The organism is Micromonospora sp. NPDC049836, assembly GCF_044465125.1.
Classification (GTDB): Bacteria; Actinomycetota; Actinomycetes; order Mycobacteriales; family Micromonosporaceae; genus Micromonospora.
Genome location: NZ_JBITLH010000025.1, coordinates 24,811 through 35,182 on the forward strand (window position 1 = coordinate 24,811; position 10,372 = coordinate 35,182).

Genomic DNA, 10,372 nt, shown 5'->3' on the forward strand with positions numbered 1-10,372 from the left:
GGTGCTACCGTCGTGATGCCAGTCAAACTCAGCCATGAGCCAGGGAACCCGGTGCGAATCCGGGACTGACGCGCAGCGGTGAGGGTGACGGGCGGGGCACGACGCCACTGGACCCACGGTCTGGGAAGGCGCCCCGTCCGGTTGATCCCGAGTCCGAAGACCTGCTGGCCGCAGATCCGTCTGCGACACGTGCCCATCCAGGCCTCGCGCACAGGCCCCGGACGAAAGAAGACCCCGTGTCCCGATCGCACCGGATCACCGGCTCCTGACCCCGTGAGCGTCCTCGTTCACGTCGCGACCGCACTGACGGACGCCGCGTCGCCGGTGCTACGCGGGCAGGCCGAGGCAGCCGGCGCCCGACTGGCCTTCCTGCAAGCCGGCGAGCCCACGCTGACCCATGTGCTCGACCTGCTGCACGCCGAGGGCGTTCGGGAGGTTCGCCTGGAACCGGTGAGCACCGACGACCTGACTTTCGCCCGTTCGTGGGTGGGACGCGTGGCCGGCCACTGGCACCGTCAGCAGATCGACCCGCCGGTCATCCGGTTCGGCGAGCGTGCGATCACCGGGCACGAGGCGCCACTCACCTCACCGGCCTGGGAGACCACGCCGCCGTACCGCCATCATCTACTGCTGTGCCGCGGCCCGCGCTGCAGTGCCCGCGGCGCGGACGAGACCTATCGCGCGATCGTGGGCGCGTTCGTCGAGCAGCAGCTCACCGACGCCGACGTCCTCATGGCCCAGACCGGCTGCCTGTTCCCGTGCAACCACGGACCAGTCGCCGTCGTGCACCCCGCCGGCACCTGGTACGGGCCGGTGCGACCCGGCGACGCGGCACGCCTCGTCGGCGAGCACCTACGCGCCGGCCGTCCGGTCGGCGACCTGCGCCTCGGCTCCCGTGTCACCGAAGGAGAAACATGACACGCATCGCCCTGCTGTCCACCTCGGACACCGACCTGCTCTCGGCGCGGGCCAGCAACGCGGACTGGTCCTGGGCCAACCCTGCCCGGCTCACCGGCGAGCGCCGCGACACCCTGACCAGCGAGGCCGACCTGGTCGTTCTGCGGGTGCTCGGCTCGCCCGAGGACGTACGCGACCTCGCCGCGCTGATCCGCGGCACCGGCCGTCCCCTGGTCGTGCTCGGTGGGGAACGGACGCTGAACGCCGCGTTGATGGGGCTGTCGACCGTCCCGATCGGTGTCTGCGCCGAGGCGCACCGCTACCTCGCCGAGGGCGGCGCGGAGAACCTGCGCCAACTGCACGCCTTCCTGTCCGACACCGTGCTGCTGACCGGCGAAGGCTTCGAACCGCCGGCGGTGCTGCCCGAGTGGGGAGTCAGCCGGCAGCCGGCCCCGGACGCCCGGCCCCGCGTCGGAGTCCTGTACTACCGGGCCCACGAGGTGAGCGGCAACAACGCGTTCGCCCACGAACTCGCCGATGCCATCGACACCACCGGCGTGGCCACCGGCGTACCGATCTACGTCTCGTCACTGCGGGCGGCGCCCGAGGAGTTGTACGCCGAACTCGCCACCCTGGATGCGATCGTCGTCACGGTCCTGGCCGCCGGCGGCGCCCGGCCCGCCGCCGCGAGCGCCGGCGGCGACGACGAGTCCTGGGACGTCGAACGGCTGCGCGCCCTCGACATCCCCGTGCTGCAGGCTCTGGCGCTCACGTCCAGCAGAGCCGAGTGGGAGGCGTCCGACGAAGGCGTCACCCCGCTCGACTCCGCGACCCAGATCGCCATCCCCGAGTTCGACGGTCGCCTGATCACCGTCCCGTTCTCATTCAAGGAGGTCGACGCCGACGGCCTGCCCCGCTACGTGACCGACCCTGAGCGATGCACCCGCGTCGCGGGCGTCGCCGTCAACCACGCCCGACTGCGGTACGTCCCGCCCGCCGAGCGCAAGGTGGCCCTCGTCCTGTCGGCCTACCCGACCAAGCACAGCCGCATCGGCAACGCCGTCGGCCTCGATACGCCCGTGTCGGCGATCCGATTGCTGCGCGCGATGCGAGATGCCGGCTACGACCTCGGCGCACCCGGCGCAATTCCCGGGCTCGACCCGCTGTTCCCGGTCGAGGGAGAGGATGCCGACACGACGGCCGGCAACGCGCTCATCCACGCTTTGATCGCCGCCGGTGGGCAGGACGAGGAGTGGCTCACGCAGGCTCAGCTCAGCGAGTCGCACGTGCGTATCAGCCGGGACGACTACCGGCGCTGGACTGCCGGATTGCCCGCCGCGCTACGCGACGCCATGGCCGAGACCTGGGGCGAGGCTCCCGGCTCGCTTTTCGTCGACGACGACGGCGACATCGTGCTGGCCACACTGCGCGCCGGTAACGTCGTCATCCTCATCCAGCCCCCGCGTGGCTTCGGCGAGAACCCGGTCGCGATCTACCACGACCCGGCCATGCCTCCGTCGCACCACTACCTGGCCGCGTACCGCTGGCTCGAACACGGCTTCGGCGCCGACGCGGTGGTGCACCTCGGCAAACACGGCTCGATGGAGTGGCTGCCGGGGAAGAACGCCGCGCTCTCAGCCGCCTGCGCCACGGACGCGGCGATCGGCAGCATGCCGTTGATCTATCCGTTCCTGGTCAACGATCCTGGCGAGGGTGCCCAAGCCAAGCGCCGCGCGCACGCCACCATCGTCGACCACCTGGTGCCGCCGATGGCACGCGCCGAAAGCTACGGCGACATCGCCAAGCTGGAGCAACTGCTCGACGAGCACGCCAACATCGCCGCGATGGACCCGGCGAAGCTGCCCGCGGTCCGCCAGCAGATCTGGACGCTGATGCAGTCCGCACAGATGCATCGCGACCTCGGCCTGGACGAACGGCCCGGCGACGAGGAGTTCGACGACTTCCTGCTGCACGTCGACGGCTGGCTGTGCGAGATCAAGGACGTACAGATCCGCGACGGATTGCACGTGCTCGGCCAGGCACCGACCGGACAGGCACGCGTCAACCTGGTGCTCGCCGTGCTCCGCGCGACACAGGTCTGGGGCGGACAGAACCGGGCACTGCCCGGCCTGCGCGCCGCGCTGGGTCTTGCCGAGGACGCCCCGGCGGCCGACGTCGACGCCGTGGAGGCGCAGGCCCGTGCCCTGATCGAGGCGATGGAGAAGGCCGGCTGGCAGGCTGACGCGATCGACGCGCTGCACGACGACCCGGTGGTACGCGACGTCCTGCGCTTCGCCGCCGAGCAGGTCGTGCCGCGGCTGGCCGCCACCACCGACGAACTGACCAACGTCCTGCACGCGCTCGACGGCGGTTTCGTCCCGGCCGGGCCCTCCGGCTCCCCGCTGCGCGGACTGGTCAACGTCCTGCCGACCGGCCGTAACTTCTACACCGTCGACCCGCGGGCCGTTCCGTCCCGTCTGGCCTGGGAAACGGGACAGGCGATGGCCGAGTCCCTCGTCGCCCGGCACCTCGCCGAAACCGGCGAGCACCCCCGATCGGTCGGCCTCTCCGTGTGGGGCACCTCCGCGATGCGCACCTCCGGCGATGACATCGCCGAGGTGCTGGCGCTGCTGGGCGTACGCCCCATCTGGGACACGGCCTCACGCCGGGTCAACGGCCTGGAGGTCATCGGCCTCGACGAACTCGGCCGGCCCCGCATCGACGTGACCGTGCGCATCTCGGGATTCTTCCGCGACGCCTTCCCGCACGTCATCGAACTCCTCGACGACGCCGTGCAGCTCGTCGCCGGGCTCGACGAACCCGATGAGCGCAACTACGTGCGGGCACACACCCGCCACGACCTCGCCGAGCACGGCGACCAGCGGCGGGCCACCACGCGGATCTTCGGTTCGAAGCCCGGATCGTACGGCGCCGGCATCCTCCAGGTCGTCGAGTCCGGCACCTGGCGCGACGACGCCGACCTGGCCGCCGTCTACACCGCCTGGGGCGGCTTCGCCTACGGCCGCGGCCTCGACGGCATCGCGGCAACCGACGACATGCGAACCAACTACCGGCGCATCGCCGTCGCCGCGAAGAACATCGACTCCCGCGAGCACGACATCGCCGACTCCGACGACTACTTCCAATACCACGGCGGCATGATCGCCACGGTCCGCGCGCTGACCGGCGCCGAACCCAGGGCGTACGTCGGTGACTCCACCACGCCCGACGCCGTACGCACCCGCAGCCTGCAGGAAGAGACCAACCGCGTCTTCCGCTCGCGGGTGGTCAACCCGCGCTGGATCGCGGCGATGCAGCGCCACGGCTACAAGGGAGCGTTCGAGCTCGCCGCCACCGTGGACTACCTCTACGGCTTCGGCGCCACCGCCGGTGTCGTCCACGACTGGATGTACGAGTCACTGGCCCGCGAATACGTCCTCGACGAGACGAACCAGCAGTTCATGCGCCGCGCGAACCCCTGGGCACTGCGCGGCATCGTGGAACGGCTGAACGAGGCCGCCGACCGTGGACTGTGGGCCGAACCGGACGCCGAGGTCATGGCGGAGATGGCCCGCGTGTACCTCGAGGTCGAGGGAGACCTGGAGGATCAGGCGTGACACGGCGCCTCACCCTGGTCGGCCTCGGCCCGGGCGACCCCGAACTGGTCACGGCCCAGGCCGTCCGGGCACTCAACGAGGCCGACTACTTCCTCGTCGCCGACAAGACCGGACAGCACCCGGGCACGGCCGACCTCATCGCGATGCGCGAGGCGATCTGCGCCCGGCACGTCACCGGCGCCTGGCGGCTCGTGCACGTACCCGACCCGGAACGCGACCGTGCCGGCCCGGCCGACTACACCGGCGCGGTACGCGACTGGCACGAGGCACGGGCCGAGGCGTTCGAGCAGGCATTGCTGGACAACCCGGGAGACGCCGCAGTGCTCGTCTGGGGCGATCCGGCCCTGTACGACTCGGCGATCCGTGTGGCCGACCGCATCGCCGAACGCGCACGGGTCGACATCACCGTGGACGTCGTACCCGGCCTCAGCAGCATCCAACTGCTGGCGGCACACCACCGGCTCGTCCTCAACACAATCGGCGGCCCGATCACCATCACGACCGGCCGCCGCCTGCTCCACGACGCGGCGACACACGACAACCTCGTCGTCCTGCTCGACGGGGCATTGACCTGTCGCCAGCTCCCCGAACTGTCGGCCTGGCGGATCTGGTGGGGCGCGAACCTCGGCTCGTCCGACGAGCAACTGGTGGCCGGCAACCTTGACGAGGTCGCCGACCGAATCTGGTCCCGGCGGACGGCGGCGAAACAGAGCCGCGGCTGGGTCATGGACACGTATTTGTTGCGCCGGGCCGGCAGCCTCGAGCGGCGATCCTGAGAATCACATCCTTTGACCCACCGATGATCACCCAGCCGTGAACGCACTCCTGCGATCGTTGGCCGCAACCCGTTACTGTGCGTGCCGCTCTAACGCCTTGCGCCGAGCCTTCCTTCACTACAATCGCCGTTGTAGCGGCCGTGCTCCACGCGGAGTAAGTAGATCGCGTAGTGATCCGTTGATGATCGGATGTCGGCGACCGTTTCAGTACGGGCGCGTCTAATTGGTTGCGCCAGCCAACGTCGGGCAGGGCTCAACCCCGATCCTGGTGTTCGACGCCTGGGAGCACGCCTACTACCTGCAGTACCGCAACGTCCGCCCGGACTACGTGGACCGGCTGTGGAACCTGGTCAACTGGACCGACGTCATCTCCCGCTTCGACGCCGCCCGCGCCGCCACCCCGAAGATCTGATCGGGATGACCGGGTACACCCCCGAGGCGGCCGAGATCGTCCAACGCGCCGCCGGGGTCATCGCGGCCAAGCATCGCGGTGACCTCGCGGGCGCGGAGGAACTGATGTCGGCGTTCGGCTCCGAGCAGTCCCGCACCCTCGGCTTCTACCTCCTGGCCGATCTCGCTCTGGGCCTGGTCAAGGCGCAGAGCCGCCAGTCGATGGACGACCTGGTCCGGGAGCTGTCCTTACTCTTGGCCAACACCGTCCAGTCCCAACCGGCATGACGGTCCGCTGGGTTCCGCCCGGAGGCGGAACCCAGCGGGCAACCGCAGCGTCACCGCCGAGCTCGGGCAGGCCCGATGCGGCGGATGAACCGCCCCGGATCTTGTAGAGCCGTCTCCACATAACCCGGGGCGGCTCAGGCCCAGCGAACCTGGCTCAGAGAGTGTTGGGATACCTCGACGTAATCTTCGTTAAGTGTGTGTCAGCGAAGATCGCGTCTGTGTGGCTGTGCCTGTAAACCGGGCCTACGAGTTGTCGCGGCAGAACATGCCCCGCCCGCGGCGGCAACAGGTGACAGTATTCCAGGATGATTGATGTTCGACGCCGTGCGCCCAATCAGACTTGAGGATTAGCCGTCGTCGGTTCCACTGCTGCCATCAGAACGCGCCGCGATGCGGATAACCCTGTCTAGTGCCCGGTCGCCGGTGAGGAGAACGGCACACACGACGGCGATCGTCCCTGGGATGAAGACGAGCAGGTCATCGATCTTCTCCCACGCAACGGGACTCCATAAGGCGATCCATGTCAGCACGAGCGCGAGAGCTGTCGTCGATTCACCGACCAAGCTCACGATGCTGGCGAAGATCGCACCTCGGCGGCTTCGCCGAATGGCACTCCTGGACAGGTGGAAGTCGATACCGAAGGCTATCAGCAGCAAGGCGAAGACGGAGAGGAGCATTCCTAGATCGCCGCCGGACAGCTCACGCATGTGCTCCACTATGCTGCGCCATCGGTCTGATTTCCTGAGTTCATGGCGATTGTCCGTACTGGTTATCAGGAGCGTGAACGCGGCAGGGCTGCTCTGCTGCCAGTGTTGACGTCAGCGACGGCATGTCAGATGGCTATTTCCAGACCGGTGTGGCGTGGCCTTGACCGCGGTCAGGGTGCCCGTGTCGGCTCCACCTGGAACTGACCCCCGCGGCTCAGGGTGGGTTCCGGGGCGGATTGGAGCGGTCGTCGCGGGCCCGCCGCGCCGCTATTCGAGGGTTGCTGGCCTGGTTCCGAACGTTGCGGAAGTCGGGGCCGCCGGCCGCGCGCATCTCCGGCGCGACGGGACGTTAGGTCGCGCGAAGAACAGGTATACGGGGCGCATGACGACCGGTGGTGGCGCGGGGACGGCGGGGGGCGGGGGTCGGCCGGCCGCGCCGCCCAACATCCTGTTCATCCTGGCCGACGACCTCGGCTGGGGCGACCTGGGCTGCTACGGCTCCACGGCGATCCGCACGCCCCACCTCGATCGGCTGGCCGCGGAGGGCCTCCTGTTCCGGCACGGCTACGCCGGCTCGCCGTGGTGCTCGTCGACCCGCATCGGGCTGTACACCGGGCGCTACCCCACCCGCCTGCCGGCCGGCCTGGAGGAGCCGCTGACCACGCACCGGGAGGGCAACGGAATCCCCGCCGAGCATCCGACGCTGTCGTCGTTGCTGCTGGCGACGGGGTACGAGACGGCGATGTTCGGCAAGTGGCACTGCGGATGGCTGCCGTGGTACAGCCCGCTGCGCATCGGCTTCCAGACCTTCTACGGCAACTTCGACGGGGCGGTCGACTACTTCGAGCACGTCAACACGATCGGCGAGGCCGACCTCTACGAGGGGGAGACGCCGGTGGAGGAGGCGGGCTACTACACCTCGTTGATCTCCGACCGTGCGGCGGAGTTCGTCGCCGCCGACCGTGCCGGCCCGTTCTACGTGCAGCTCAACTACACCGCGCCCCACTGGCCCTGAGAGGGCCCGGACGACCGCGACGTCGGCACGGAGATCCGGCGCAGGTTCGACGGGCAGCGGGGACCGACGCCGCTGATCCACCCCGACGGGGGCTCGCTGGCGAAGTACGCCGAACTCGTGGAAGAGCTGGACGCGGGCGTCGGCCGGGTCCTCGCGGCGCTGACCGAGGCGGGCCGCGCCGACGACACCATCGTCGTCTTCACCTCCGACAACGGCGGTGAACGGTGGTCGAAGAACTGGCCGTTCGTGGGGGAGAAGGGTGACCTCACCGAGGGCGGCATCCGGGTGCCGCTGATCCTGCGGTGGCCGGCGGCCGTGCCCGGCGGTCAGGTCACCGACCACCCGGTCCACACCCTCGACCTGACCGCCACGCTGATCGACGCCGGCGGGACGGCCCCGGACGAGCGGTACCCGCTGGACGGGGTCGACCTGTTGCCGTGGCTTGTCGACGGGGCCGACTTCCCCGAGCACGACCTGTTCTGGCGCACCTCCAACCAGGGCGCGCTCCGCCGTGGCCCGTTCAAGTACCTCTACGACCGCCGCGACCGGTCGGTGCTCGGCAACTGGCCGCGCCGGCCCGGCCCCTACCACCTCCTGTACGACGTGACGGTGGACGGCCGGGAGCAGGCGGACGTCGCCGGCCACCACCCGGACCTGCTGGACGACCTGCGCGACACCTGGACGCGGATCGACGCCGAGCTGCTGCCGTTCCCGCCGGAACATCCGGGCGTGCCGGAACCGACAGCGGCCGAGCACAGCGAGCCGGACTAGGGGCTAACTGGACGATGCGTACCGTACTCACCACCGTGGCGGATCTGGCGGTTCTGCTGTTCGCCGTGACCTCGATGCTCTCGGTCGGTCTCACCCACTCCGCCCGGCAGATCCTGGGCCCACTGCGGGACCTGTGGGCCGTGGCTCGAGCCCTGCTCGCCAACTTCGTGCTGGTCCCGCTCCTCGCGCTCGGCATCGTGCGGATCTGGCCGCTCGACCGCCCGCTCGAGGCCGGGCTGATCCTGGTCGCGATGTCGGCCGGCGCGCCGTTCCTGATCAAGCTGAGCGAGGTGGCCCGGTCGGACGTGGCACTCAGCGCCACGCTGCTGGTGCTGCTGCTGCCCGTCACCGTCCTGTACGCCCCGATCGCCGTACCCCGGGTCCTGCCCGAGGCCGAGGTCTCCGCCGGTGCCCTCGCGGTGCCCCTGGTCCTGACCATGCTCCTTCCGCTCGCCGCCGGCCTGCTGCTCAACTCCCGGTGGCCGGACCCGGCGCGGCGGTGGGGACCTGTGGCCCGCCGTGTCTCCACCCTCGCCCTGGTGCTGATCGTCCTGGCAACCACGCTGGCCAACATCCCGACGATCGTCACTCTGTTCGCGGAGGGGGCGATCGTTCCGGCCATGCTGGTGGTGGCGGGCGCGTTCGTGATCGGCTACCTGCTGGGCGGCCGGGACCGCGACGCACGTGCCGTGCTTGGGCTCGGCACCTCGCAGCGGAACATCGCGGCGGCGACGGTGATGGCGACACAGGGCTTCGTGGACAACGACACGGTGGTCATGGTGATCGTGACCTCGCTGACGGGTTTCGCGCTGCTCTTTCCGGTCGCGGCGGTGCTGCGAAGGCGCGAACGCGTCCCGGCCGCTTGAACCGGCTAGCTCGGTCGCCGCGTCAGTCCAACGCTATGCGTACGACCTGGACGTTCTTCTCGACGGTGACGTCGAGGATGCGAGGCCCGGTGTCGCGTGGAATCACGCTGATGCTTCCGTCGCGTTCGAGGTAGGCGAGCCGCACGCGCGACAGATCCGGCTCGCTTCCCGTTCCGCGAAGGGCCTCGTCGAGGTCCCGCCAGGAGACGTGGCCGTCCCGCATCGCGACGCGGTCGGCTCGACCGTCCTTCACGAGCAGGACCGGATGGCCCTTGACGAGTGGGCCGAACCAGTCGAAGTGATAGGCGAGGGTCGCCATGAGCCGGTGCAGCATGATGAGCACGAGGCCGGCAAGCCAGACCGCGAACAGCCCGAGCGTGTTCGTGATGGCGCGGCTCATGACTGAGCCGAACATGATCGCCGCAGCCAGGTCGAACGCCGTAGCCCGGCCGAACAGCCGCTTGTGTCCGAGCCGAACGATGGCTACCGCCACTACGAAGGTCAACAGCGCCCGAAGCGCCATCTGGCCGGGGTTGAGCTGGTCCGCGTCGACGCCGAGCAGGGACTTCAGCAGGTTCATCGTCTGCTCGGCCACTCGTGGTCCCACTCGATTCGGCAATAGGTAGGTCCTTCGGAGCGTACCGGCCCTAGCCCCACTAATGTGGTGAAAAGATGCCTGCCAGGCTCAGCGGCGATCAAAGCCGACGGTAACGGCCGGCTATGGCGGCAAGTAGGCGCGTCCCCAGATCGACGTCGAGCAGCGCGGCCAGCTCGTACGCGGCGTCGGCCCACTCCGGGACGTTCCGGTCCGCAATGCCTCTCGTCTGAGGGTCCTGCACGCGAACGCCCTGAGCGGGCTGAAACCTTGACGGCCCGCTCGATCGATCGGTAGAGGATCGCCGGCGCACCCTCTGGCCCACAGGACCCGCCAGCAAGGCCACCTGGCCTAGTACTCCAGCCGCACTTCTGTTCGCGGTGTTTGCGCAGCTAGGACCGCCGATGCCGGATCAGGCGTCAGAGTACGTGATCGTCCATCGTAGACTGC

At 69.5% G+C, this 10,372-nt stretch carries 7 protein-coding genes, 2 pseudogenes and 1 riboswitch; of the genes and pseudogenes, 7 read left to right on the forward strand and 2 right to left on the reverse strand.

The genetic code is table 11. The annotated features are described in order from the left end of the window. Positions 1–2 precede the first annotated feature (2 nt). A riboswitch (cobalamin riboswitch) is annotated at positions 3–184 on the forward strand. Positions 185–399: 215 nt separating this feature from the next. The 5 genes and pseudogenes from ACIBPB_RS32830 (at position 400) to ACIBPB_RS32850 (ending at position 5,968) form a co-directional block, all read left to right on the forward strand. After that, on the forward strand, positions 400–918 hold the full coding sequence (locus ACIBPB_RS32830; RefSeq protein ID WP_396843141.1) for a (2Fe-2S) ferredoxin domain-containing protein: 519 nt from the start codon (positions 400–402) through the stop codon (positions 916–918). Continuing rightward, the gene (cobN, locus tag ACIBPB_RS32835; protein ID WP_396843142.1) at positions 915–4,514 is read left to right on the forward strand and encodes a cobaltochelatase subunit CobN; all 3,600 of its coding nucleotides are present in this window, start codon (positions 915–917) and stop codon (positions 4,512–4,514) included. Before ACIBPB_RS32830 ends, cobN begins: the two co-directional genes overlap by 4 nt. After that, a complete protein-coding gene (gene cobF, locus ACIBPB_RS32840) occupies positions 4,511–5,290 on the forward strand; it encodes a precorrin-6A synthase (deacetylating) (RefSeq protein ID WP_030275065.1) in 780 nt (259 codons plus the stop codon). The genes cobN and cobF overlap by 4 nt, the downstream gene beginning before the upstream one ends. Before the next feature lie 250 nt (positions 5,291–5,540). Further along, a pseudogene (locus ACIBPB_RS32845) lies at positions 5,541–5,702 on the forward strand (Fe-Mn family superoxide dismutase); the annotation flags it as partial. 5 nt (positions 5,703–5,707) lie between these two features. Then, the gene (locus ACIBPB_RS32850) at positions 5,708–5,968 is read left to right on the forward strand and encodes a hypothetical protein (RefSeq protein WP_030275063.1); all 261 of its coding nucleotides are present in this window, start codon (positions 5,708–5,710) and stop codon (positions 5,966–5,968) included. Between the two features lie 347 nt (positions 5,969–6,315). Here the strand turns inward: ACIBPB_RS32850 and ACIBPB_RS32855 are convergent, their stop codons facing one another. Beyond that, on the reverse strand, positions 6,316–6,675 hold the full coding sequence (locus ACIBPB_RS32855; protein ID WP_030275061.1) for a hypothetical protein: 360 nt from the start codon (positions 6,673–6,675) through the stop codon (positions 6,316–6,318). A 382-nt stretch (positions 6,676–7,057) separates the two neighbouring features. On the opposite strand from ACIBPB_RS32855, the pseudogene ACIBPB_RS32860 reads away from it, so the two are divergent. Both ACIBPB_RS32860 and ACIBPB_RS32865 read left to right on the forward strand, forming a co-directional pair. Continuing rightward, a pseudogene (locus ACIBPB_RS32860) lies at positions 7,058–8,461 on the forward strand (sulfatase). Positions 8,462–8,475: 14 nt separating this feature from the next. Continuing rightward, positions 8,476–9,327 (forward strand): bile acid:sodium symporter family protein, encoded by an 852-nt coding sequence (locus ACIBPB_RS32865; protein ID WP_116507037.1) that lies wholly within the window; start codon positions 8,476–8,478, stop codon positions 9,325–9,327. A 22-nt stretch (positions 9,328–9,349) separates the two neighbouring features. Here the strand turns inward: ACIBPB_RS32865 and ACIBPB_RS32870 are convergent, their stop codons facing one another. After that, positions 9,350–9,922 carry a DUF421 domain-containing protein gene (locus tag ACIBPB_RS32870; protein ID WP_052166233.1) on the reverse strand — a complete coding sequence of 191 codons (573 nt, stop codon included), beginning with the start codon at positions 9,920–9,922 and terminating at the stop codon, positions 9,350–9,352. Positions 9,923–10,372: the final 450 nt, after the last annotated feature.

Bases quoted from the DNA above. Each gene is read 5' to 3' on its own strand.
- ACIBPB_RS32850 (WP_030275063.1), top strand. From the start codon at position 5,708: ATGACCGGGTACACCCCCGAGGCGGCCGAGATCGTCCAACGCGCCGCC.
- ACIBPB_RS32865 (WP_116507037.1), top strand. From the start codon at position 8,476: ATGCGTACCGTACTCACCACCGTGGCGGATCTGGCGGTTCTGCTGTTC.
- cobN (WP_396843142.1), top strand. From the start codon at position 915: ATGACACGCATCGCCCTGCTGTCCACCTCGGACACCGACCTGCTCTCG.
- ACIBPB_RS32855 (WP_030275061.1), bottom strand. From the start codon at position 6,675: ATGCGTGAGCTGTCCGGCGGCGATCTAGGAATGCTCCTCTCCGTCTTC.